Origin of the sequence: Streptomyces sp. NPDC088261, assembly GCF_044740805.1 — a bacterium.
In the GTDB taxonomy this organism is placed as follows: Bacteria; Actinomycetota; Actinomycetes; order Streptomycetales; family Streptomycetaceae; genus Streptomyces.
The window spans coordinates 323526-347267 of sequence record NZ_JBIURL010000004.1 but is presented as its reverse complement, the minus strand read 5'-3'; the positions used below and the strand labels follow the sequence as shown (position 1 = coordinate 347267).

18 protein-coding genes are annotated in these 23742 nt (G+C 72.2%); 11 read left to right on the top strand and 7 right to left on the bottom strand.

All coding sequences use genetic code 11. The features are described from left to right. Position 1: 1 nt before the first annotated feature. Complete coding sequence (locus ACIODU_RS11245) at positions 2 to 1186, top strand: XdhC family protein (RefSeq protein ID WP_401766498.1); 1185 nt, start codon at positions 2 to 4, stop codon at positions 1184 to 1186. Positions 1187 to 2171: 985 nt separating this feature from the next. Continuing rightward, positions 2172 to 4259, top strand: coding sequence for a glycoside hydrolase family 9 protein (locus ACIODU_RS11240; protein ID WP_401766497.1), 2088 nt, complete (start codon positions 2172 to 2174; stop codon positions 4257 to 4259). Here ACIODU_RS11240 and ACIODU_RS11235 read toward each other — a convergent pair. After that, positions 4222 to 5475: a lactonase family protein gene (locus ACIODU_RS11235; protein WP_401766495.1), complete on the bottom strand. Its 1254-nt coding sequence runs from the start codon at positions 5473 to 5475 to the stop codon at positions 4222 to 4224. The genes ACIODU_RS11240 and ACIODU_RS11235 overlap by 38 nt on opposite strands. Before the next feature lie 291 nt (positions 5476 to 5766). Here ACIODU_RS11235 and ACIODU_RS11230 point away from each other — a divergent pair, with 291 nt between their 5' ends. The 3 genes from ACIODU_RS11230 to ACIODU_RS11220 all read left to right on the top strand — a co-directional run bounded on the left by ACIODU_RS11230 (position 5767) and on the right by ACIODU_RS11220 (position 9331). Continuing rightward, a complete protein-coding gene (locus ACIODU_RS11230) occupies positions 5767 to 7038 on the top strand; it encodes a VWA domain-containing protein (protein WP_401766493.1) in 1272 nt (423 codons plus the stop codon). Continuing rightward, positions 7038 to 7889 carry a hypothetical protein gene (locus ACIODU_RS11225; RefSeq protein WP_401766491.1) on the top strand — a complete coding sequence of 284 codons (852 nt, stop codon included), beginning with the start codon at positions 7038 to 7040 and terminating at the stop codon, positions 7887 to 7889. Before ACIODU_RS11230 ends, ACIODU_RS11225 begins: the two co-directional genes overlap by 1 nt. Positions 7890 to 8113: 224 nt before the next feature. Continuing rightward, a complete protein-coding gene (locus ACIODU_RS11220) occupies positions 8114 to 9331 on the top strand; it encodes a winged helix DNA-binding domain-containing protein (protein ID WP_401766489.1) in 1218 nt (405 codons plus the stop codon). On the opposite strand, the gene lysA is transcribed toward ACIODU_RS11220, so the two are convergent. Together lysA and ACIODU_RS11210 are read right to left on the bottom strand one after the other, a co-directional pair. Further along, complete coding sequence (gene lysA, locus ACIODU_RS11215; protein ID WP_401766487.1) at positions 9310 to 10641, bottom strand: diaminopimelate decarboxylase; 1332 nt, start codon at positions 10639 to 10641, stop codon at positions 9310 to 9312. The genes ACIODU_RS11220 and lysA overlap by 22 nt on opposite strands. Positions 10642 to 11539: 898 nt before the next feature. Then, positions 11540 to 12373, bottom strand: a complete 834-nt coding sequence (locus ACIODU_RS11210; RefSeq protein ID WP_401766485.1) for a response regulator transcription factor — start codon at positions 12371 to 12373, stop codon at positions 11540 to 11542. A gap of 111 nt (positions 12374 to 12484) precedes the next feature. Between ACIODU_RS11210 and ACIODU_RS11205 the strand changes: the two genes are divergently transcribed. Further along, on the top strand, positions 12485 to 14197 hold the full coding sequence (locus ACIODU_RS11205; protein WP_401766482.1) for an AMP-binding protein: 1713 nt from the start codon (positions 12485 to 12487) through the stop codon (positions 14195 to 14197). After that, on the top strand, positions 14194 to 15840 hold the full coding sequence (locus tag ACIODU_RS11200) for an AMP-binding protein (RefSeq protein WP_401766480.1): 1647 nt from the start codon (positions 14194 to 14196) through the stop codon (positions 15838 to 15840). The genes ACIODU_RS11205 and ACIODU_RS11200 overlap by 4 nt, the downstream gene beginning before the upstream one ends. Positions 15841 to 16169: 329 nt before the next feature. On the opposite strand, the gene ACIODU_RS11195 is transcribed toward ACIODU_RS11200, so the two are convergent. Continuing rightward, entirely contained in the window at positions 16170 to 16730 is a 561-nt protein-coding gene (locus ACIODU_RS11195) for a TetR/AcrR family transcriptional regulator (RefSeq protein WP_401766478.1), read from the bottom strand. A 141-nt stretch (positions 16731 to 16871) separates the two neighbouring features. Here ACIODU_RS11195 and ACIODU_RS11190 point away from each other — a divergent pair, with 141 nt between their 5' ends. Beyond that, positions 16872 to 17786, top strand: a complete 915-nt coding sequence (locus ACIODU_RS11190) for an NmrA family NAD(P)-binding protein (RefSeq protein WP_401766475.1) — start codon at positions 16872 to 16874, stop codon at positions 17784 to 17786. 64 nt (positions 17787 to 17850) lie between these two features. Here ACIODU_RS11190 and ACIODU_RS11185 read toward each other — a convergent pair whose 3' ends face one another. Both ACIODU_RS11185 and ACIODU_RS11180 read right to left on the bottom strand, forming a co-directional pair. Next, complete coding sequence (locus ACIODU_RS11185; protein WP_401766472.1) at positions 17851 to 18051, bottom strand: DUF397 domain-containing protein; 201 nt, start codon at positions 18049 to 18051, stop codon at positions 17851 to 17853. Next, positions 18048 to 18899, bottom strand: a complete 852-nt coding sequence (locus ACIODU_RS11180) for a helix-turn-helix domain-containing protein (RefSeq protein WP_401766469.1) — start codon at positions 18897 to 18899, stop codon at positions 18048 to 18050. Before ACIODU_RS11180 ends, ACIODU_RS11185 begins: the two co-directional genes overlap by 4 nt. 250 nt (positions 18900 to 19149) lie before the next feature. Here ACIODU_RS11180 and ACIODU_RS11175 point away from each other — a divergent pair, with 250 nt between their 5' ends. Further along, a complete protein-coding gene (locus ACIODU_RS11175; RefSeq protein WP_401766467.1) occupies positions 19150 to 19329 on the top strand; it encodes a hypothetical protein in 180 nt (59 codons plus the stop codon). After that, positions 19326 to 19535: a hypothetical protein gene (locus tag ACIODU_RS11170; RefSeq protein WP_401766464.1), complete on the top strand. Its 210-nt coding sequence runs from the start codon at positions 19326 to 19328 to the stop codon at positions 19533 to 19535. Before ACIODU_RS11175 ends, ACIODU_RS11170 begins: the two co-directional genes overlap by 4 nt. A gap of 1174 nt (positions 19536 to 20709) precedes the next feature. Here ACIODU_RS11170 and ACIODU_RS11165 read toward each other — a convergent pair. Next, entirely contained in the window at positions 20710 to 21417 is a 708-nt protein-coding gene (locus ACIODU_RS11165) for a hypothetical protein (protein WP_356433287.1), read from the bottom strand. 203 nt (positions 21418 to 21620) lie between these two features. Here ACIODU_RS11165 and gcl point away from each other — a divergent pair, with 203 nt between their 5' ends. After that, positions 21621 to 23399, top strand: coding sequence for a glyoxylate carboligase (gene gcl, locus ACIODU_RS11160; RefSeq protein WP_401766461.1), 1779 nt, complete (start codon positions 21621 to 21623; stop codon positions 23397 to 23399). Positions 23400 to 23742: the final 343 nt, after the last annotated feature.

The following is a 23742-nucleotide window of genomic DNA, read 5'->3' as shown; positions in this document are numbered from 1 at the left end:
CATGCTGGACATCGCGGAAGAACTGACCCGATGGGTCGAGCAGGGACGCGACTTCGCCGTGGCCACGGTCGTGGCGGTCGGCGGCAGCGCGCCCCGGCTGCCGGGCGCCGCGCTCGCCGTCGACAGCGAGGGCACGGCGATCGGCTCGGTCTCCGGGGGCTGCGTGGAGGGGGCGGTGTACGACCTCTGCGTCCAGGCGCTCCTGGACGGCGTCACCGTCCTGGAGCGGTTCGGGTACGACGACGAGGACGCGTTCGCCGTCGGGCTGACCTGCGGCGGTGTCATCGACATCCTGGTGACGCCGGTACGGGCCGCCTCCGCCGGCCGGCAGGTGTACGCGGCCGCCGTGGCCGCCGCCGCGCGGGGTGAGGCGACGGCCCTCGCGCGGGTCACCGAGGGGCCGGCGGAACTGCTCGGGCGGGCCCTGCTGGTACGCCCCGACGGATCGTACGAGGGCGGCCTCGGCGGACACCCCGAGCTGGACCGTACGGCGGCGGGGGAGGCGCGCGCCCTGCTGGACGCGGGCCGTACCGCCACGCTGGTGGTCGGCGAGGACGGCTCCCGGTGCGGCCGGCCGCTGACGCTGCTCGTGGAGTCGAGCGTGCCACCGCCGCGCATGATCGTCTTTGGCGCGATCGACTTCGCGTCGGCGCTGGTGCGGGCGGCCAAGTTCCTGGGCTACCACGTGACGGTGTGCGACGCGCGCCCCGTCTTCGCCACGGCGGCGCGCTTTCCCGACGCGGACGAGGTGGTGGTGGCGTGGCCCCACCGCTACCTGGAGTCGACGCGGGTCGACGGGCGGACGGTGCTGTGCGTCCTCACGCACGACGCCAAGTTCGACGTCCCCCTGCTGGAACGGGCGTTGAGGCTGCCGGTCGCCTTCGTGGGCGCGATGGGCTCACGCCGCACCCACGAGATCCGCGACGCGCGCCTGCGCGAGGTGGGCGTGACGGAACTCGAACTGGCCCGCCTCCATTCCCCGATCGGCCTCGACCTCGGCGCGCGTACTCCCGAGGAGACGGCGCTGTCGATCGTGGCGGAGGTGGTGGCATCACGCCGAGGCGGCACGGGTGTGCCCCTGACGGACACGCACACCCCGATCCACCACGCCCCGCCAACGGAGCGGCCCGCCCGCCTGACGCTCCACGACCCAACGCCGCCGCGGCGCGTAGGCGCGGCCTCCTGACCGCGCCATGCCGGACGAGCGTCTGCGCCCTGGTGGTGGGCGCGGCGTCCTTCTTTGTCCTCAATCGCCGGACGGGCTTGGTTGTGGCGTCTGCCCGTTGCGCGGGCGCGGCTTACTGATGTCCTCAATCGCCGGACGGGCTGGGTGTGTCGTGGTGACGGGGGGCGGGGCCTGCGGAGGTACGTATGTCCGGACTGCATGTTTTACGGCGCGTGCACGGTCTCGTTTTGTTTGACGGTAGTCATGCGCCACAAAACACGCTTTACGTCCGGCCACACGCACCTCCTCCGACCCCACCCCCCTCACGCCGTCGGGGAAGGTGAACGACCCCGCCCGCTCCGGGGCCCCTGCCGCCCGCCCTGCGAGCGCGGCTTACTGATGTCCTCAAACGCCGGACGGGCTGGGGGTGCGTCCGGGCGGGCTGGGTCTTGGCGCCCGTTGCCGGGTGCGGGTCACCGATGTCCTCAATCGCCGGACGGGCTTGAAATGCCCCGGGGCGGGCCCTGGCTGGCTACCGCCCCGCGCCGGGGTGGGCCGGGGTTGTTTATGACGCGGGCCTGGAAGGGGGACGGGCAGGGGTCGTGTCCGGAACGTAAAGCGTGTTTTGTGTCGCATGGCTACCGTTACGCAAAACAAGGGCCCGCACGCGACGTAAAACATGCAGTGCAGGACACGACCCCTGACCGGCCCCCGGCGACAAGCCGCGCATACGCAACCGGCCCGCAGCGGGCAAAATCAAGCCCGTCCGGCGATTGAGGACATCAGTGACCCGCACCCGGCACCGGGCGCGCGGGCGCCATCAAGCCCGTCCGGCGATTGAGGACAAGTGGGAAGCCGCGCCGCCCACCGGGGCGCGGGCGCTCGTCCGGCGTGAGGGCAATCGGGAAGCCGCGCCCCCGCACCGGAACACCGTGTCGGTTGTCGGGGCAGGTGATCGTTTTGTTCTACTATGTGCCCTCGCCGGTCCGTACGAGGGAGCCGCCGCATGCCGTCCCCGTCCCCGTCCCGCCCCCGTCTTCGCGTCGCCCTGGCCGCGCCCGTCGTGCTCGGCGCCCTCGCGGTCGCCGCCGCGCTGCCGCCAGCCCCGGGCGAGGGCCGCGCCGCCGCCCCGGGCCAAGGCGAGGCCCTCGCCAAGGGCAACGCCCACGTCCAAGGGAGCGCCCTCGCCCAACGCGCCGCCCACGCCAAGGGCGCCGCCCTAGCCCAAGGCAGCGCCCTCGCCCAACGCAACCCCCACGCCAAGCGCAGCGCCCTCGTCGACCCCAGCCCCGTGCGCGTCAATCAGATTGGCTACCTCAGCGGCGCCGACAAGATCGCCACCGTCGTCTCCGAGCACACCTCGCCGCTCGCGTGGCGGCTCGTCGATACGACCAGTTCCAAGGTCGTGGCCACCGGTACGAGCAGGATTCATGGTGCGGACCGTGCCTCCGGCGACCACGTCCATCGGGTCGACTTCTCCGCCGTGACCGCCCCAGGGACGTATCGGCTCACCGTTGGCGACCCCGGCGGAGACGTCGGCAGCGTTCCCTTCGCCATCGGCGGCAACCCCCTCTACCCCCACCTCGCCCGCGAAGCCATGCAGTACTTCTACTTTCACCGCCTCGGCACCCCCGTTTCCGCCCGCTACCTCCAGAGCCCCGCCCACGCGCACGACGCGCTGCACCCCGGTGACAGTTCCGTCCCCTGTTACCAGGACTGGTGCGGGAAGGAGCGGCTGGACGTGGCCCAATCCTGGGCCGACGCCGGGGACTTCGGGATCTACCCCGTCAACCACGCCATCGCCGCGTGGACCCTGATGAACCTCTACGAGCGCCGGCCCGCCGCCCACGGCGACTCCACCCTCCTGATCCCCGAACGGGGCAACGGGCGCCCCGATCTTCTCGACGAGGTGGAGTACGGTTCGCGCTTCCTCTCCGGGATGCTCCCCGCGTCCGGGCTCGCCTCGCACAAGGTGCACAACCACCGGTGGAGCGCCTTCCCCGTCGAGGACGTCGCCGCCGAGAACACTCTGCCCCGCTCCGCGATGGGGCCCTCCACGAACGCCACCTACGCCGTGGCCCGTACCAACGCCCAACTCGCCCGCGTCCTGGGGGCGTTCGACGCCGACCGCGCCGACCTGCTGTGGGCCTCGGCCCAGGAGGCGTGGAAGCGCGCCGAGGCCGCCCCGGACGTCGACTACACCGACACGACCCCCGACGCCGAGGGCGGCGGCGACTACGCGGACACCGGCAACGACGACGACCGTTACGCGGCCGCCGCCGAGCTCTTCCTCACCGCCCAGCGCCGAGCGGAAGGGGCGGAGACCGGCGAGAATTACCGTACGGCCGTCATCCGCTCCCCCCACTACGGGCACGTCGCCGACTTCAGCTGGGCCGACGTCGCCACCCTCGGGACGCTCTCCCTCCTCGCGGTTGACAGCGACCTGCCCGCCGCCGATCTCGCGGCGATGCGCGGGCGCCTCAAGACGTTCTGCGACGAGGTGATCGCGGTGCAGGACGGCGAGGGCTACCCGGCGCCGATCCCGGGGAGCGGACCGTACCCCTGGGGCTCCAACTCCTCCGTCGTCAACCGGATGTTGCTCCTCGGCACCGACTACGACCTCACCGCCGACCCCCGCGCGCTCAAGGCCATGCACCGCTCCATGGACTACCTGATGGGCGCCAACGCCATGCGCCTGTCGTACGTCACCGGATACGGCGCCTACCACGAGACCGACCTGCACGACCGCCTCGCCTGGGGGCGCTACCCCGCGACGCCGTACCCCCGGGGCTGGCTGTCCGGCGGCCCGAACAGCACGCTCATCAACGACACCGCGACCCCCACCGGCCGGCCCGCCGCCAAGTCGTACGCGGGTCCCGGCACCGCCCCCGCCGCCTGGGGATCGAAGGAGAACACCGTCAACTGGAACGCGCCGCTGGTCTGGGCCGCCACCTACCTGGAGCTGACGACGCCCGACCTGGCGGCGGTGGCCCGCCCGGGGGACCCGGCGGCGGTACGGGTGTCACGGGCGACCGGGCCCGTGACACCCGTACCGGTCACAGCGGCAGGACGCACACTGCGACCGGCGCGGTGAACGGGGCGCCGGCGGACCGCAGTTCACCGGTCACCTGGTCGACGTCGAAGACGGTCACCGAGTTCGACCGCTGGTTCGCCGCGAACAGCAGCTCCCCGCCCGGCGAGAGGGCGATCTGCCGCGGGTAGTCGCCCCCGACCGGCACGGTGTCCAGCAGCCGCAGCTCGGCGCCGTCGGCCTCGATCGCGTACCGGGCCAGGCTGTTGTGACCCCGGTTGGCGAGATAGGCGAAGGCACCGTTGTCCGTGACCGCCAACTCCGCCGGAAAGCTGCGGGTGTTGCCGGTGGTGCCCGTCGACTGCGGCTCCCCGGGGGTCAGTTGGCCCGTGGAGGAGTCGTACGCACAGACGACCACGGTGTTGTCCAGCTCGTTGGCGAGGTAGGCGAAGGCGCCCGACGGGTGGAAGGTGAGATGCCGGGGGCCCGCCCCGGGCCGCAGCCGCGCGTACGAGACACGCGTCAGCGCGCCGGTCTGTACGTCGAGGCGGTACGTGTACACCGTGTCGTTCCCCAGGTCGACGGCGAGCACATGGCCGCCGTCCGGTGAGGTGACGATCTGGTGGGCGTGCGGTCCGCCCTGGCCCGGTCCCGGCGGCGGCGTGGAGTGCGTGACCAGCGCCGTACGCTCGCCCAGCGCACCCGACGCCTGGATCGGCAGCACGGCCACGCTGCCGGACGTGTAGTTGGCGGTCAGCAGCCACTGCCCGCTCGGGTGCACGGACAGATGGGCGGGCCCGGCGCCCCCGGTGGAGCGGCTGCCGAGGACTGTGTGCCGGCCGTCGTCCGCCAGGGCGATCGCCGTGACCTGCCCGGCCTGCTGCTCGTCCACGGCGAACAGCGTCCGCCCGTCGGGGTGGATCGCGAGGTATGAGGGGTCCGCGACGCCCGTGACGGTCCCGGTGCCCGTGATGGCGCCGGTGGCCGAGTCGTACGTCGCCAGGCCCACACCGGTGCCGCCGCCCGGGGACGAGGTGTACGTCCCCAGGAAGAGCCGGCGGGTGGCGGCGCGCGGGGCGGCGGCGGGGGTGGGTGCCGGGGATGGGGCCGGGGTGGCGACGGCGGGCGTACCCGGGGAGGGGACCGGCGCGGCCGCTCCGGCCGTCGCGGGCACCACCGCCACCGCCGAGGTCGCGGCGAGCACACCGACGAAGCGGCGGCGGCTGAGGCCGCCCCCGCCCCCGGAGTCCGTTGCCGATCCCGTGCTTCTGCTGCTCATACCGGTCACCTCGGGTGTCAGGAGTGGGGGGATGTGGGGGTGTGGGGATGTGACGTGCGGCTGTGGTGCGGGGGTGTGCGGTTGTGACGTCGGGCTGTGGCGTGGGGATGTGGCGTGGGGATGTGAGGGTGTGACGTGGGGCTGTGACGTATGGGGCGTCCGTGACTCTTACAGTGACCCGATCGGGCCCCCGCGGCAAGAGAACCCTCCCCACATCGGCGTCCGAGATGTCAATTGACGAGGTGTCAGTTCTCGTTTGGCTCCCTGGGTTATTCTCACTATCATCCGGCGATGATCATAAGTAAACGGTCGGCAGCCGCCCTGTGCGGTCTGGTGGCCACCCTGGCCGTAGGGCTCTTCCCTCCCGCCGCCTCCGCGGACGAACCCAGTGGAAAACCGGCCCCCAAAGTCGACCTCGTCCTCGATGTGAGCGGCTCCATGCGGGCCCGGGACATCGACGGACAGTCCCGGATGGCGGCCGCGAAACAGGCCTTCAACGAGGTGCTGGACGCGGTGCCCCAGGAGGTCGAGCTGGGCATCCGTACCCTCGGCGCCAACTATCCGGGGAAGGACAAGAAGGTCGGCTGCGAGGACACCGCGCAGCTCTACCCCGTCGGCCCGCTCGACCGCACCGAGGCGAAGACCGCGGTCGCCACCCTCGCCCCCACCGGCTGGACACCAATAGGCCCCGCCCTCCTCGGCGCGGCGAAGGACCTCGAAGGCGGTGACGCGACCCGCCGGATCGTCCTCATCACCGACGGCGAGGACACCTGCGCCCCCCTCGACCCCTGCGAGGTGGCCCGGGAGATCGCCGCGAAGGGCATCCACCTCGTCATCGACACCCTGGGCCTGGTGCCCGACGCGAAGACCAGGCGGCAGCTCACCTGCATCGCCGAGGCCACCGGCGGTACGTACACCTCGGTGCAGCACACCGACGAACTCTCGGGCCGCGTCACCCAGTTGGTGGACCGCGCCGCCGATCCTGTGGTCACCCCCGTGGCGACCGACGGCGCCGCGCGCTGCGCCGACGCGCCCGTACTGAAGGCCGGGCTCTACAGCGACCGCGAGGAGTTCTCCGAGCACCGCTGGTACCGCGTGGACGTCCTGCCCGGCCAGGAGCTGCGCGCCTCGGTGAGCGTCGCCGCCGACCGTGCCGTCGACCGGGACTACGGCGTGCTCCTGCGCGCGGTGACCGTCCACGGCAGGGAGATCGTCCGCGGCTCCGAGGCGGGGGACGGCCGTACGGACGTGATCTCGACCGGATTGCGCTATCCGAAGCCGGAGGCGGACGACGACGATGACACCGCGTCCGCCGGCGAGGCCGTCTGCCTCCAGGTCAGCAACTCCTTCTCGGCGCCCGACTCCGTGAAGACCACCCCGGGCCTGCCCGTCGAACTGACCATCCAGGTCGTGGACTCGCCCGACGAGCCGTCCGACGTCGCCGCGTTCGGTCTCGGCCGCGGCTGGTGGCTGCTCGGCCTGCTCGTACTGACCGGGCTGGTGGCCGGGCTGCTGTGGGGCTGGGTCTCGCGCTGGCGTGTCGCCGTATGGAGGACCAACTGATGCGAAGCATCCGCAAGACGTCCGCGCTCACCGGGTCGCTGCTGGTGGCGGTGACGGCGCTGCTCACGACGGCGGGGCCTGCCCTGGCCGACGACACCCCTGCCCCGTCCTCGTCGTCCACGGACGGTTCGGACGGTGCGGACGGTTCCGGTGGCGGGCCTACGGAGGCCGGTACGTCGTTTCGTACCGCCACCGCTTTCCGTGCTGGCCAGCAGGCCACCGCCGACGCTTCTACGGGCGACTACCTGTACTGGGTCTTCCCGGTCGACACGGGGCAGCGCGCCACCGTCACCGCGAAGGTCACCCTGCCCGACTCCGCCACCAGGAAGGGCTCCGCGACCTGGCAGGTCGACGTGTACGACGGGCTGCGCCGCCACCAGCCGTGCGTCTACGGGGCCAGGACCCGCGCGGTCGCGGCCGACGCGGACACGCTGGAGCTGCGCTGCACCCTGCGGACGGTACGGGCCTGGGCCGAGCCCTGGTCGAACGATCCGCTGCCGGGGAGCTACTACGTACGCCTGACGGTGGTGAACGCGCAGGAGGAGGACCTGGGGCTGCCGGTACGGGCCTCGGTCGGCGCGTCTCTGTCCGACAAGGGCGGGTCCGTGGCGGTGGGCGGCGCGCTCGCCGTACCGCTGACGGCGAGTGCGGTGCTCGCCGACGCGGACGGGGACGGGTCGGACGACGAGCCGTCGGCGGCGGCGGTCGCGAGTGAGCCGGAGGGAGGGTGGGCCTCGGGCTGGTGGTCGGATCGTTGGATCTGGACGGCGGTGGGGGGTGTGCTGGGGGCGCTTGCGGGTATCGGGGGGTATTCGCTGGCGCGGCCGTCTCGGGGGGCGCGGGTGAGTTAGGGCGGTGGGCCTGCGCGGGCCGTGACCGCTGCGGTCACTGTTGTCCTCAAGCGCCGGACGGGCTTGGTTTTCGCCGGTGGGTCCGCGCGGGCCGTGACCCGTGCGGGTCACCGTTGTCCTCAATCGCCGGACGGGCTTGGTTTGTCCGGCCGGTGGGTCCGCGCGGGCCGTGGTCTGTGCGGGTCACTGTTGTCCTCAAACGCCGGACGGGCCTGAATTGCCGCGTGGCTCTGAAGGCTGACCACCCCGTCCTCGGCACCCGCGCGCTCAATCGCGCCACCCTGGAGCGGCAGTTCCTGCTTCACCGGGCCGCCGGGGTGTCCGCCAAGGACGCCGTCGGGCACCTCCTCGGGCTTCAGGCGCAGAACGTCAAGCCGCCCTACTTCCAGCTCGCCGCCCGGCTGGCCGGGTTCGTGCCCGGGGATCTGTCGGGTCTGATGGAGTCCCGGGAGGTCGCCCGGCTCGTCACGATGCGGTCGACCATCCACACCCACACCGCCGACGACTGCCTGACCCTGCGCCCCCTCCTCCAGGAGGCGCGCGAGAAGGAGCTGCGGCTGTTCCGGGCCGGGCTGGCCGGTGTGGACCTGGACCACCTCACCGCCTTCAGCCGCGACCTGGTCGAGGAGCGGCCGCGGCCCGTGAAGGAGCTGCGGGACGCGCTGGCCGCGCGGTGGCCCGACGCCGACCCGTTCGCGCTGGCCGTCGCCGCCCGCGGGCTGCTGCCGCTCGTGCAGACCACCCCGCGCGGGCTGTGGGGCCGCGCCGGGCAGGTCACGCTCACCACCGCCGAGCAGTGGTTCGGCCGGCCCTCGGAGCCCGCGCCCGCGCCCGACGACACCGTCCTGCGCTATCTCGGCGCCTTCGGTCCCGCCTCGTTCAAGGACATGCAGGTCTGGTCGGGCCTGACCCGGCTGAGGGCCGTGTTCGAGCAGCTGCGGCCCCGTCTGCTCACCTTTCGGGACGCGTACGGGGTCGAGCTGTTCGACCTGCCCGACGCGCCGAGGCCCGACGGGGACACCCCGGCGCCGCCGCGCTTCCTGCCCGAGTTCGACAACCTGCTGTTGTCGCACGCGGACCGGAGCCGGGTCGTCCCGCCCGCGTACAAGGGGCGCGCCTCGCACGGCAACATCGCCCACCGGGCGCTGCTCGTGGACGGATTCCTCGCCGGTATCTGGCGGCTGGAGGAGAGCCGGGCCGGAACGTCAGGAAGGGGTACGTCAAGTACGTCAACAAGGACGGCCCCGTCCCGTACGACCCTCACCGTCCAGCTCTTCGCGCGGCCCACCCGGCAGCAGCGCGCCGACATCGCGGAGGAGGGCGAGCGGTTGCTCACGACGATGGCGCCGGCCGACGCGTACGACATCCGGTTCGCGGACGTGTCGACGGACCCGACGGCTCAGGCTCAGAGCCCCACGTCTCAGAGCCCCACGTCCCGCTGACGCAGATCCTCGAAGGTCTCCCGGCGCACCAGCAGCCGCGACCGCCCCGACGACACCGCGATGACCGGCGGCCGGCCCGTCATGTTGTAGCCGGACGCCATCGACACGTGGTACGCCCCCGAGGCCGGGACCGCCAGGACGTCGCCCGCGCGGATGTCGTCCGGCAGCTCCACCGCCTCCGCGAGGACGTCGCCCGCCTCGCAGTGCCGGCCCACGACCGTCGCTGTACGCATCGGGGCCGCCGAGGCGCGCCCCACCCTGCGGACCGTGTACCGCGCGCCGTACAGCGCGGGCCGGGGGTTGTCGCTCATCCCGCCGTCCACGGCCACGAACACCCGGCCCCCGGTGCGCTTCACCGCCAGGACGCGGTAGAGCGCGACCCCGGCCTGCGCGACGATCGAGCGGCCGGGCTCGACGGTCGGCCGGGGGACCGGCAGGCCGTACCGGGCACACTCCTCCGCCAGCGTGTCGGTGATCAACCGCCCGTACACGCCGGGCGCGGGGGCCGGATCGCCCGGCAGGTACGCGACCGCGAAACCGCCGCCCAGGTCCAGCTCGGGCAGGGTCACGCCGTGCCGGTCCCTGAGGGCGGCGAGGAAGGCCACGAGCCGCCGTACCGCTTCCGCGTACGGCTCCGCGTCGGTGATCTGGGAGCCGAGGTGGCAGTGCAGGCCGACCAGTTCGAGGGAGGGCTGGCCGAGGATACGGGCCACCGCGTCGGCGGCGTCGCCGTCCGCGATGGACAGGCCGAACTTCTGCCCCTCGGCTCCGGTACGGATCTTCGGGTGCGCGCCCGCCTCGATGCCGGGCAACACCCTGACCAGCACCTTCTGCGGGCCGGGGCCGGGCACCTGCGCGGCGATCCTGGCGATCTCGCAGGCCGAGTCGACGACGATACGGCCGATGCCGAGGCGCAGCGCCGTCCGCAGGTCCTGCGGGGACTTGGCGTTGCCGTGCAGGACGATCCGCTCGGCGGGGAAGCCCCGGGTGGCGGCCAGCTCCAGCTCACCGGCGGAACAGACGTCGAGCCCGAGGCCCTCCTCCTCGATCCAGTCCACGAGGGCCCGGCAGAGGAACGCCTTGGCGGCGTAGACGACGTCGGCGTCCGGGAGTGCCCGGCGCCAGGCTCTGGCGCGGGCGCGCACCTCGTCCTCGTCCAGGACGTAGGTGGGGGTGCCGTACCGCTCGGCCAGCTCTGCGAGCGACACCCCGGCGACGGCGATGTCCCCGCCGGGGGCGACGACGGCGGACTCCGGCCACACGGTGGCGGCGCTCAACTCACTGATGCCGAGGAGGGGCTCGGTGGTCATCGGAACCTCGCCCCGGCCGCGTCGCCCCTTGCTGCTCTGGCCTGCTCCATGGTGTGCCTCCCGGACGGTCCGATCACTCCGACACCTGGAACGTAGATCCGGCGGGAGGGGGGCCGGTACGCCCCTGACGCGGCATTGACCGGCGGCGCCGGAATCTTGACGCTTCCCTGGCGGATCGGCCTCGGGCCCCGGCGGAGGGATCAACCTCGGTCCGGGCCGGGCCGGGACTGGTTCGGGGCCGGGCCCGGGCGGACGGATCGGCCCCGGGCCGGAATGGGATCGACGGGTCGGGTGGCCCGAGGGCGCGGCCGATCAAGGACTGGCCGACCCCAGGTACACGGCCGACCGTCGGTCCGGCCCGACCGACGGTGAGGGAAGTGGGGACGGCCCTGACGCGGCATTGACCGGCGGCGCCGGAATCTTGACGGTTCCCTGGCGGATCGGCCTCGGGCCCCGGCGGTGCGGCCTCGGGCCTCAGCGGAGAGACCAGCCCCGGGTCGGGCTGGGGCTGGTTCGGCGCCGGGCCCCGGCGGACGGATCGGCCCCGGGCCGGACTGGGGCCGACGGGTCGGGTGGACTCCAGGGACGGGGCGGACCGGGGGGATAGGGCCGACCCCGGTACACGGCCGACCGTCGGTCCGGCCTGACCTACGGCCCGACCGACGGCCTACGGACGGCTCGGCCAACGCCCACGCCCGCCTCACCCGGCCCGCAGCCTCGCCAGGCCACAGCCTCGGTCTGCCCGCAGGCCCGCAGGCCCGGACCCGCCTTCGACGCCCCGCAGTCAGCCCGCCCTTGCAGTCGCGCCCGCCCCCAGCCCCCGCCGCTCCGCACTCGCGCCGCCCCCCACCCGCGCCGCCCCCCAGCCCCCGCCGCGCCCCCGCGCGCCGCCCCGCCCCTACGGCAGCAACCCCTCCCGCCGCGCCGCCACCACCGCCTCCAGGCGGGTGTGCGCCCCCAGCTTCCGCATCGACGAGCGCAGGTAACCCTTCACCGTCTCCGGCCGCAGCCCCAGCAGCTCCGCCGCCGCCGCGTTCGTCGCGCCGGAGGCGATGCACGTCAGGACGTCCAGTTCGCGCGGGGCCAGGCTCACCGGCAGGTTTCGCTCGGCGGGTGGCGCGCCCGTCGCGCCCGCCAGCCGGGCGCACACCGCCAGCAGATGGTCACGTGTCTCCGGGTCGGCGATCCGGGGCGCGAGCGCCCGCAACTCGCCGTGGGCGGCCCGGACCTCCTCCCACGCGGCCGGGCCCGTCGCCCGCTCCCGGGTCACCGCCAGGAGCCGGCGCACCTCGTCCCGTACGACCAACGCCTGTTCCACGTCCCGCGCGGCGGACGCCGCCGCGTCGAACGTACGGTCCCCGATGGGCAGCGCGGTGCGCAGCGCCCCGTACAGCACGCCCCGTACCCTGCGCTGTACGACGACCGGCACCGCGAGGACGGACCGCAGCCCCTCCGCCGCGACCGCCGCGTCGTACTCATGGCTGATGTGCCGCGCCTGGCGGTAGTCGGTCACCGCGAACGGCCGGGCCAGGGCGATGGACTTGCCGCCCAGGCCGTTGCCCGACGAGATCGCCAGGCCGCGCAGCGCGCCGGTCGCCGTGCCGGTCAGTTCGGCGATCCGGAACCGTCCCGTCTCGTGCAGCAGACCGCCGAACGCCACCGGCAGACCGGTCGTCCGCCGCAGCCGCAGCAGCGCCGCGCGCAACTCCACCGACTCCACCACTTCGGTCACGTCGCCGCCCTTCCGTCGTCGGCCGCACCCCCACCACCCCCGTCCGGGGGTGGTGAGACCCACGTCACTGATTACACGATGTCATTGAACGGTCCGCAATGAGGAGGACATATGACGGCAGGGACGCCGAACAGTCCGGCCGGCGCGAGCGGCAGGCTCACCCCGACGGAGGAATTCCGGTCGGCCCGGGACTTCCTCCTGGCGCACCGGGAGGACTACGCGACGGCGTACGCGGGCTTCGAGTGGCCGCGACCCGAGCGGTTCAACTGGGCGCTGGACTGGTTCGACCGGATCGCGGAGGGCAACCACCGCGAGGCCCTGCACATCGTCGAGGAGGACGGCAGGCGTACCCGTGTCACCTTCGCGGAGATGTCCGCGCGCTCCGACCGGGTCGCGAACTGGCTGCGCGCGCGGGGGGTACGGCCCGAGCAGCGCGTCGTGGTCATGCTCGGCAACCAGGTCGAGCTGTGGGAGATCGCGCTCGCCGCGATGAAGCTGCGCGCCGTCGTCATCCCCGCCACCCCCCTCCTCGGCCCCGAAGACCTGCGCGACCGGGTCGAGCGCGGCCGGGCGTCGCACGTGATCGTCCGCTCGGACGGCACCGCGAAGTTCGACGGGATCGAGGGACGGTTCACCCGGATCGCGGTGGGCCCCGAGGTGCCGGGCTGGCTCTCGTACGGTGACGCCGACGACGCGCCCGCACGCTTCGAGCCCGACGGGCCCACGCACGCCGACGACCCGCTGATGCTCTACTTCACCTCCGGCACGACCGCCCGCCCCAAACTGGTCGAGCACACCCACGCGTCGTACCCCATCGGGCACTTGGCCACGATGTACTGGATCGGGCTGCGCCCCGGAGACGTTCATCTGAACATCGCCTCGCCCGGCTGGGCCAAGCACGCGTGGTCCAACCTCTTCGCCCCCTGGAACGCCGAGGCGACCGTCTTCATCCACAACTACACCCGCTTCGACGCGGGCCGGCTGATGGCGGAGATGGACGGCGCGGGAGTCACGAGCTTCTGTGCCCCGCCGACCGTGTGGCGGATGCTGATCCAGTCCGACCTGTCGACGCTCCGTACGCCGCCGCGCGAGGCCGTCGCGGCCGGTGAACCGCTCAACCCCGAGGTGATCGAGAAGGTCCGGTGTGCGTGGGGGGTGACGGTCCGCGACGGCTTCGGCCAGACCGAGACCGCCGTCCAGGTCGCCAACTCGCCCGGCCAGCTCCTCAAGGCCGGTTCCATGGGCCGCCCGACGCCCGGCTTCAAAGTGGAGCTGCTCGATCCGGTGAGCGGGGCGCCGGGGGTGGACGAGGGGGAGATCGCGCTGGTCCTCGGCGCGCACCCGGTCGGCCTGATGACCGGCTACCACGGGGCTCCGGACCTCACCGCGGCGGCGATGGCGGGGGGTTATTACCGCACCGGTGACATCGGCTCGCGCGACGCCGATGGTTACATCACGTACATCGGCAGGTCCGATGATGTTTTCAAGGCTTCTGATTACAAGATTTCGCCCTTCGAGCTGGAAAGCGCGCTGCTGGAGCACGAGGCGGTGGCGGAGGCGGCGGTCGTGCCCGCACCCGACCCGGTGCGCCTGGCCGTCCCCAAGGCGTACGTCGTCCTCGCCGAGGGCTGGGAGCCGGGGCCCGACACCGCCAAGGTGCTCTTCGCGCACTCCCGTTCGGTGCTCGCCCCGTACCAGCGGATCCGCCGCCTCGAATTCGGCGAGCTGCCCAAGACGGTGTCCGGGAAGATCCGCCGGATCGAGCTGCGTGAGCGTACGGCCGGGGGCTCCACCGCCGAGTACGACGAGGGGGATCTGCGATGACGACGATGACCACCCGTTCCGGCCCGGTGGCGGCGGCCCCGGCCGCCTCCTACCTCCACGGCACGGCCACGGTCCCGCTGCTCGGCGACACGGTCGGCGGGAACCTGGACCGGGCGATCGCCGCCTTCCCCGACCGGGAGGCGCTGGTCGACGTACCGTCGGGACGGCGCTGGACGTACGGTGAATTCGGCGCGTCCGTCGACGAGTTGGCGCGGGCGCTGCTCGGGCGCGGCGTGGCGAAGGGCGACCGGGTCGGGATCTGGGCGGTCAACTGCCCCGAGTGGATGCTGGCGCAGTACGCGACGGCCCGCATCGGCGCGATCATGGTGAACATCAACCCGGCCTACCGGGCGCACGAGGTGGAGTTCGTGCTCAACCAGGCCGGGATCTCGGTGCTGTTGGCGTCCCTCGGCCACCGGACCAGCGACTACCGCGCGTTGGTGGAGGAGGTGCGGGGCCGTTGTCCGGACCTGCGGGCGGTGCATTACATCGGTGACCCGAGCTGGGCCGAACTGCTCGCGTACGCAGGCGAGGTGACGGGGCATCAGATAGCGGCGCGCGAGGCCGAGTTGTCGTGCGACGACCCGATCAACATCCAGTACACCTCAGGAACGACCGGCTTTCCGAAGGGTGCCACGCTCTCCCACCACAACATCCTCAACAACGGTTACTTCGTGGGGGAGACGGTCGCGTACACGGAACACGACCGGATCTGTGTCCCGGTGCCCTTCTACCACTGCTTCGGCATGGTGATGGGCAACCTCGCCGCCACCTCGCACGGCGCGTGTGTGGTCATCCCCGCGCCGTCGTTCGACGCCGGGGCGACGCTTCAGGCGGTCGAGCGGGAGCGCTGTACGTCGCTGTACGGCGTCCCCACCATGTTCATCGCCGAGTTGGACCTCCCGGGCTTCGCGTCGTACGACCTCTCCTCGCTGCGCACCGGCATCATGGCGGGCTCGCCCTGCCCGGCGGAGGTGATGAAGCGGGTCGTCGCCGAGATGAACATGGCCGAGGTGTCGATCTGTTACGGCATGACGGAGACGTCACCGGTCTCCACGCAGACGCGCCGCGACGACAACCTGGAGCGTCGTACGGGGACGGTCGGCCGGGCGCTGCCGCACATCGAGGTGAAGGTGGTGGACCCGGCCACCGGGGTGACGCTGCCGCGCGGGGTGGCGGGCGAACTGTGCACCCGGGGCTACAGCGTGATGCTCGGCTACTGGAACGAACCGGAGCGCACCGCCGAGGTCATCGACGCCGGCCGCTGGATGCACACCGGCGATCTCGCGGTGATCCGCGAGGACGGTTACGCGCAGATCGTCGGCCGGATCAAGGACATGATCATCAGGGGCGGCGAGAACGTCTATCCCCGGGAGATAGAGGAGTTCCTGTACGGGCACCCGAAGGTCGCCGACGTGCAGGTGATAGGCGTCCCCGACGCGCGGTACGGCGAGGAGATCGTGGCGTGCGTGATCCCGCGCGACCCGGCGGACCCGCCGTCGGCGGAGGAGGTGGCGGCGTACTGCCGTGAGCGGCTGGCGCACTACAAGGTGCCGCGGCGGGTGGAGATCGTGGACGCGTTTCCCATGACGGTGAGCGGCAAGGTGCGGAAGATCGAACTGCGGGAGCGGTTCGCGGCGTAGCGGTTGGCGGGGGCGCGCGGCGCCGTGGGCGCGGTCCGGGTCCGGTACGGGCCGCGCCGGGCCGGGCGTCGTAGCCGTACGGGTCCAACTGCCGTCAGCGGCAGGGGTTGTGGCTGGCCGCCGCCCCGACCGTACGGGTGCACCTGCGCGCGCTCGCGGCCGTGCCGGTACGCGCGGCATGCAGCCGCAGCCCCGCCTGTACGCGCCCCCCACATGGCCGCGGTCGCAGCCGTGTCCGTACGTGCCCACCTGCCCGCGGTCGCGTCAGCCTACGGCCTCCGCCCACGGCCGCACCCCTGCGCGCCCGCTCTTGCCCCCCGCACTCGCCCTCACCCGCGTGGGCTGATGCCCGCCACCGCCAGGTCGAGCAGCCGTTCCGTCCGGGCCGCCGGGTCCGGGTCGTGTTCGGTGGCGAGGGCGATGCCCGAGACCAGCGTGACCAGGTCGGCGGTGGTCACGCCGGGGGTCACCGCGCCCGCCCGGGTGGCGCGTTCCAGCAGCGGGTCGTACGCGTGCGAGAGCTTCGCCGCGCAGGCGTTCACGTGCTCGGGGCCGGCGGCCCCGTCCTGGGTCAGTGCGGTGGCCAGCCCCCGCGCCGAGGTGGCGTACGCGGCGAGCGCGCGCAGCGCCTCCAGCAGCGCGGCCCGCGCGTCCGGCGCGTCGGCCAGCTCGCGGGCGCGGGCGCACAGGACCTCGATCCGCTCGTGGAACACCGCCTCCAGGAGGGCGCGGCGGCCGGGGAAGTGACGGCGCACGGTGGCCGAGCCGACCCCGGCAGTGCGGGCGATCTGTTCGAGGGAGGCGTCGGCGCCGTGCGCGGCGACCTCCTTCTCGGCCTCGGCGAGGATCCGCTCGTAGTTGCGGCGGGCGTCCGCGCGCTGAACGGCCATGGCGTCTCCTTCCGTGGGTTGCCCTGGTGTGCCGGGTGTCCCGGTTGCCTCGGTTGCTAAGTGGCGAGGCCCTCCGTATCGTACCGACTCGGAAACGGCGGGGCCCGCCGTTTATCCGCCACCCACCACCCGAGGAGACCCATGCCCACCTCTTCCGCACCCGTCCTGGTCACCGGCGCCACCGGAAAGCAGGGTGGTGCGACGGCAAGTGCCCTGCTCGCGGCGGGTGTTCCGGTACGGGCCCTGGTCCGCGACCCGTCGACCGACCGGGCGAGGGCGATCGAGGGGCGCGGCGCCGAGCTGGTCACGGGCGATCTCCGCGATCTCGACTCCGTGCGGCGGGCCGCCGAGGGGGCGCGGGGCGTCTTCTCGATCCAGATGCCCGACATGAACGACCTCCAGGGCGACTCCGAGTGGGTCCAGGGGCGCAACCTGGTAGACGGCGCGCGGGACGCGGGGGTCGAGCAGTTCGTGCACACGTCCGTCTCCGGCGCGGGGCAGCACCGCACCGAGCCCGGCTGGGCGGAGGGCCGGTGGGCGTCGATGGAGCACTACTACGAGACCAAGTCGGGGCTCCAGGACCGGGTCCGCGAGGCGGGTTTCGCGCACTGGACGCTTCTCAAGCCGGCCTTTTTCATGGAGAACTTCCTCCCGCCGTCGTTCCTGCTCCCGAACGGCCCGGAGGGCGGTCTGGTGACGGTCATCAAGCCCACGACCGAGGTCGCCCTGGTCGCGGTCACGGACATCGGCGTGGCGGCGGCAGCGGCCTTCGCCGACCCGGAGCGGTTCGACGGCGTCGAGCTGGAACTGGCGAGTGACCGGCTCCCGATGACCCGGATCGCGGAGATCCTTTCCGACGCGCTGGGCGTGGAGCTGACGGCTCCGACGATGACGCCGGAGGAGGCGCTGGCGGCGGGCGGCCCGCCGTTCGGCGCGAGCCACGAGCGCATGAACGTGGTGGGCCACCCGGCCCGCCCCGAGTTCGCGACCGCCCTCGGCCTCCCGCTCACCAGCTTCGCGAAGTGGGCGGCGGAACACCTGCGCCCGGCCATCTGACCAAAGAACCGCCGCGAGCCCCCACCGAGTTGCCGGCGGGGGCTCCTTGCATGGCGTACCCCCGTCAGGCGAGGCCGCCGGTCTTCAGGCCGCTGAGGAATGCGGCCCAGGCGGGGGCGGCCACGGCAAGTGCCGGGCCGGTGGGGCGCTTGGAGTCGCGTACGGGCATGGTGGTGGGGAACCCGTGGGCCACCTCGACGCAGTCGCTATTTCCCCCGCTGTAGGAGGACTTGGTCCAGATGGGAGCAGGTGTGGTGTCGGTCATGTGAGTGAGTCCTTCGTTCTGGCGATGAGGTCGGCTGAATCGGCGAACGGAAGTGCCGCTGCGCGAAGTCTCTCGAACGCGGCGCTGTAGCTCGACACTTCTGCGGGCTCCTCGATGTAGAGCGCGCTGGTCAGCGACTCCACGTGGACGACGTCGAGGTCCGCAGTCTCGGGGAATCCCACCAGTGCGAAGCTGCCTGCCAGGCCCGGATGGGGCGGAGCGTCCAGCGGAAGCACCTGGATGGACACGTGTGGAAGCTCGGCGAGGTCGATCAGCCGTTGAAGCTGGTCCCGCATGACCTGGACGGGCGCGATCCGCGGGCGCAACGCGGCCTCGTGGATGATGGCCCAGAACTCCAGCGGCTCCGGCCGGGTGAGGACCGACTGCCGGGCCACCCGCACCTCCACCAGCGCGTTGACGCGGTCCTGCGGCGACGTCATGTTGATGGCGTCGATCGTGGCGCGGGCGTAGGCAGCGGTCTGGAGCAGCCCGGGAATCAACGTGGTCTGGTACGACCGCATGTTGCGGGCGTCGGCCTCCAACGAGATCAGATCCGCATAGGCGGGCGAGATCGCGTCGCGATACGTCTGCCACCAGCCGCGCTTGCCGCCGTCCTTGGCCAGGCCGTGCAGCGCCGCTCGCTTCGCCTCGTCCTCAAGGCCGTAGAGGTCCAGGAGAGCGGTGAGGTCGTCGGGTTTGACCCCGATGCGCGCGGTCTCGATGCGACTCGTCTTCGCCGCGTTGAGGCTGGTGCGTTCTGCCACGTCGTCCAGCTTTAACCCGGCGGCCTCGCGCATGCGACGGAGTTCCGAGCCAAGTCGACGCTTGCGAACGGTCGGATCGCTCATGCGCCCCTCCTTCTTACAGATGACACGTCAGTTCATGGCGCTTGTGAAGCGCGGGGCAACAGCTTTCCACAGTCGCGACCCATCACTCTTTCGTGTGTGCAATTTTGCAGATTCACGCGATGAACTTGCGCTCTACTCTCCGTGGTCGCCACACTGAGGGTGTCAGATCAAGCGCAGCGGGTGATCGCGTGCGGGGTATCGGAGGCGATGGCTCATGTCCAATGAACGGCTTACCGGCGGAGCGGGCGGCTTGGCCGAACTCGTGGAGACGGTTCAGCACTGGGGTTTCTGGCGCTTACCGCCCGGCTGGCCGGATCCGCCCGACCTGCCTGACCTGTCCAACTGGGCCGGCGCGCCTGCCCGTACGTACGCGCCCCTGACAACCGACCTGCTGGAGCGGGTACTTCGCGGTCTGGAGGAGCTGTCGTGACGGAGGGAAGCGAAGGACGCAGGCGTCTGACCCGCCTGATGGACGAGTTCGGTTCGAACGGCACGCTGGTCGTCCCGAAGTACGACACCGGCGCGGACGGCGCCGACCTGGTTCCCGGCTCAGCCCTCCGCTGGCCCCCCTGCGCGTGCGGCAATCCCGTGCTGTGCCCCGACTACGTACCACCCGAATCGCCGACCGGGACGTGAGAACGCCGTACCCACCGAACTCCCGTGCCGCCTACGCCGAGAGGCTGGACTGCGCGCGGGCAGGGCGGGTGGCGCCGAGGTCGGCTCCTGGCGCCACCCGTTACCAAGCCACCGTGGAGCACTACATGTTCCGCACATGCGGGTGGCCACCGGGACCATCGGAAGCGGGCCGTCCTGCGAGATCAGCGAACTCCCGCCGATGCGGTCGATCGTGGCGCGTTCTTCCGCGCTCAGCAGGTCCGCGCCCTCCTCTCGGGGGCGACGCCATGCCTGAGCCACAATCCGCCGCCGCAGCCGTACACCCTCGGGTGTGATCCCGAGCAGCCGTGGCCCACCGTGCTCCGGGCAAGTGGGCCACGATTCCCCCGCCGGCTACAACAGCGGGCCGCCGATTCGCCGTTGGTGCCCACCGGACGCCGCCGTCTCGCCGACCTCCAACACCCCTTGAAACACAGGCGAGTTCAGGGGCGGTCGGGGCTAGACTCCGATGCGCTCAGTGATTGCTGATCGCTGATCGTGCGCGCGTACGCATGAGTGAGGCGCCGGGGGGCGCCCGTTGGGGGGACTCGTGATGGTCGGTCGCAGGAGCATAGGCTCGTCGTCGGCGGAGACGTGGACGCGGGGGACGTGGGTGTTGATCATTGCCACGGGAGCCGCGTGGAGTCTCGCTCTCCTGTTTCACGCGCTGGGCTGGACCGCGATTCCCGGTGGCTCCTGTGGGCGGTAACGTCCGTGTCCCGAAGGCGTACCGACGATCCTCGTCCTCGCCTTCGTCCTCTCGTTCGCCGGTAGCGGCCTGTGGACGTTCGCGCTCGGTCGTCACGGCCTGGTCCGCCTGCGTGGACGTGCCGTGGTCGTACTGGCGGTCAGCGCGGTCGCTCCCCTGTGGCCCGGCTGGCTGTTCGCGGACTGGATGATGGGGGCTTAGGGCGTGTCCGCAAAGTGGGGGTCTGGCTCGCGGCGCCTGGCACGCGCGCTCGCGGCGTTGTCGGACCCACCTTGTACGTCCAGTACGGGGTGGGTCCTCCGCCTTGCGATCGCACGCACCAGACGCCGCGAGCCCCGCCCTCCGGGCGGACGACCCCACTTCGCGGACACGCCCTAGGGCAACGCTCGCCGATCCGGGCGCAACGCGGAACCGTCCCCGAGCCGGCCGCCCGACGCCCCCGCCCACCTACCCACCCGTCGCCACCAGTTCGTCCGCCGGGTCGTTCACCGGCTGCGGCGCGCCCGTGAGGTCCATGACGAACAGCGGGACGCCCAGGGTGTCGGCGCGGGCTCGCGCGTCGTTCGCGTAGCCCGCCAGGGCGAAGAAGACGCCCACCACCGACGCGTTGAGGCCGTTGAGCCACAGGCACTCGACCGCCCGCAGCGAGGCCGGGGAAGTCGTCGGGTCGACCTGGGCGACCACGTCCGGGCCGCGCAGGTCGATGCCGGACGCGGGCTGTTCCGCCGCCTGGACCACGCCCTGGAAGCCCAGCCACCGTAAGTAGAGCGCGGCCCCCGTCACCACGTCCCGTGCGGTACGGATCGTCAGCGGGCGGAAGGTGGGGCGCGGGGCCACCGGCGCCCCGGCGGGCGGGGGTTTCGCCGGCCCCGCCGCGCGCCCCGCAGGGCCGCCCACCTCCCGTACCGGAATCCGCAGCACCGAGCCGCACGGGCAGCCCAGCTCCGGCCGCGGCCAGTGGTCCTGCCGCCCGCACGCCGTGCACCGCACCCGTACCCACTCGTCCGTCCACGTGCGGTGCGTCACCGGCTCCGCCGGGGCGCCCCGCAGCAGCGGTGGCTCGACCGGCGCCCCGCACGCGCACGGATACACCGTCGGCACAAAGGCGTGGCTCCGGCTACAGGCCGGGCAGCGGACCGGAACGCTCTCTGCCATCAGAACCCCCTTCGAACACGCACCGCGGCCCATCGTCCACCACCGGCGGGGCCGGGGGGCGGACTTCGCCCATCCCTTGACGCGGTAGCGGGGCCCGCCTAAATTTGATTCCGTATAGCAGAACTAAACTTTCGCATTACGGAATTGGCGCTCTCAGGTGGCGCGACAGGGCCCGAATCCGCCAGCCGAAGCAGGAGCACTCCATGCCTCGAATGACCGCTGCCCGAGCCGCAGTTGAGATCCTCAAGCGCGAAGGCGTGACCAACGCGTTCGGTGTGCCGGGCGCCGCCATCAACCCGTTCTACGCCGCCCTCAAAGCCGCCGGCGGGGTCCGGCACACGCTGGCCCGCCACGTCGAGGGCGCCTCGCACATGGCCGAGGGCTACACCAGGACCCACCCGGGCAACATCGGCGTCTGCATCGGTACGTCGGGACCCGCCGGTACGGACATGATCACCGGCCTCTACTCGGCGACCGGCGACTCCATCCCGATCCTGTGCATCACGGGGCAGGCGCCCCGTGCGGTGATCCTCAAGGAGGACTTCCAGGCCGTCGACATCGCGTCGATCGCCGAGCCCGTCACCAAGGCCGCGACCACGGTGATGGAGGCCGCGCAGGTCCCCGGCGTCTTCCAGCAGGCCTTCCACCTGATGCGGTCGGGCCGCCCCGGGCCGGTCCTCATCGACCTGCCGATCGACGTCCAGCTGACGGAGATCGAGTTCGACCCGGAGACGTACGAGCCGCTGCCGGCCTTCAAGCCCGCCGCGACCCGCGCCCAGGTCGAGAAGGCCATCGCGCTGCTGAACGAGTCGGAACGCCCGCTGATCGTCGCCGGTGGCGGCATCATCAACGCCGACGCCTCCGACCTGCTGGTCGAGTTCGCCGAGCTGACCGGCATCCCGGTCGTGCCCACCCTGATGGGCTGGGGCATCATCGCCGACGACCACGAGCTGAACGCCGGCATGGTGGGCCTCCAGACCTCGCACCGCTACGGCAACGCGACGTTCCTGGAGTCGGACTTCGTCCTCGGCATCGGCAACCGCTGGGCCAACCGCCACACCGGCAAGCTCGATGTGTACACGCAGGGGCGGAAGTTCGTCCACGTCGACATCGAACCCACCCAGATCGGCAAGATCTTCGCGCCGGACTACGGGATCGCCTCCGACGCCAAGGCCGCGCTCGAACTCTTCGTGACGGTGGCCAAGGAGCTCAAGGCGGCGGGCCAACTGCCCGATCGCGCCGCGTGGGCCGCCTCCGCGCAGGAGCGCAAGGCCACGCTGCACCGCCGTACCCACTTCGACAACGTGCCGCTCAAGCCGCAGCGGGTGTACGAGGAGATGAACCGCGCCTTCGGCCCCGAGACCCGGTACGTCACCACCATCGGCCTCTCCCAGATCGCCGGCGCGCAGATGTTGCACGTCTACCGGCCGCGCCACTGGATCAACTGCGGCCAGGCGGGCCCCCTCGGCTGGACGATCCCGGCCGCGCTCGGGGTCGCCGTCGCCGATCCGGAGGCGACGGTCGTCGCGCTCTCCGGCGACTACGACTTCCAGTTCATGCTCGAAGAGCTGGCGGTCGGCGCGCAGCACAAGATCCCTTACGTGCATGTGCTGGTGAACAACGCCTACTTGGGCCTGATCCGGCAGGCGCAGCGCAACTTCGACATCGACTTCGAGGTCAACCTCGAGTTCGAGAACATCAACTCGCCCGAGCTGGGCGTCTACGGCGTCGACCACGTCAAGGTCGCCGAGGGCCTGGGCTGCAAGGCCATCCGGGTCACCGAACCCGACCAGCTGTTGCCGGCCTTCGAGGAGGCCAAGAAGCTGGCGGCGGAGTTCCGGGTGCCGGTGGTGGTCGAGGCGATCCTGGAGCGCGTCACGAACATCTCGATGAGCGGCAGCGACATCGCCAGCGTCAACGAGTTCGAGGACCTGGCCACCGAGCCGTGGCACGCGCCGACGGAGATCCTGCCGCTGAGCTGAGCCCGGATGCCGCGGTGGCACGGCAGGAGGGGGCGGGGGGGGGGGGGGGGGGCCGCCCCCCGCCCCCCCCCCCCCGCCCCCTCCGTTGTGCCGGGAGACATGCCCGGGGACATGCGAGGACCGCGACGGCGGGGCCACCGCACTGGCTCGCCCGCCGTCGCGGTCCGCATGCTGTCCGGCCCGCCGGTCACCCCTGACAAGGGCCGGCGGGCCGGACGGAGGCACCGGAGCTGGTCTGCCGTCAGCTCCGGCGCGTGGTCGGGAAGTTGATGAAAAAGGAGAAGAAAGGGGTCCGGGCGGCGGCAGCGCCTGGGCGCGACAAGGACAGGTGTCAGCGCTGCCG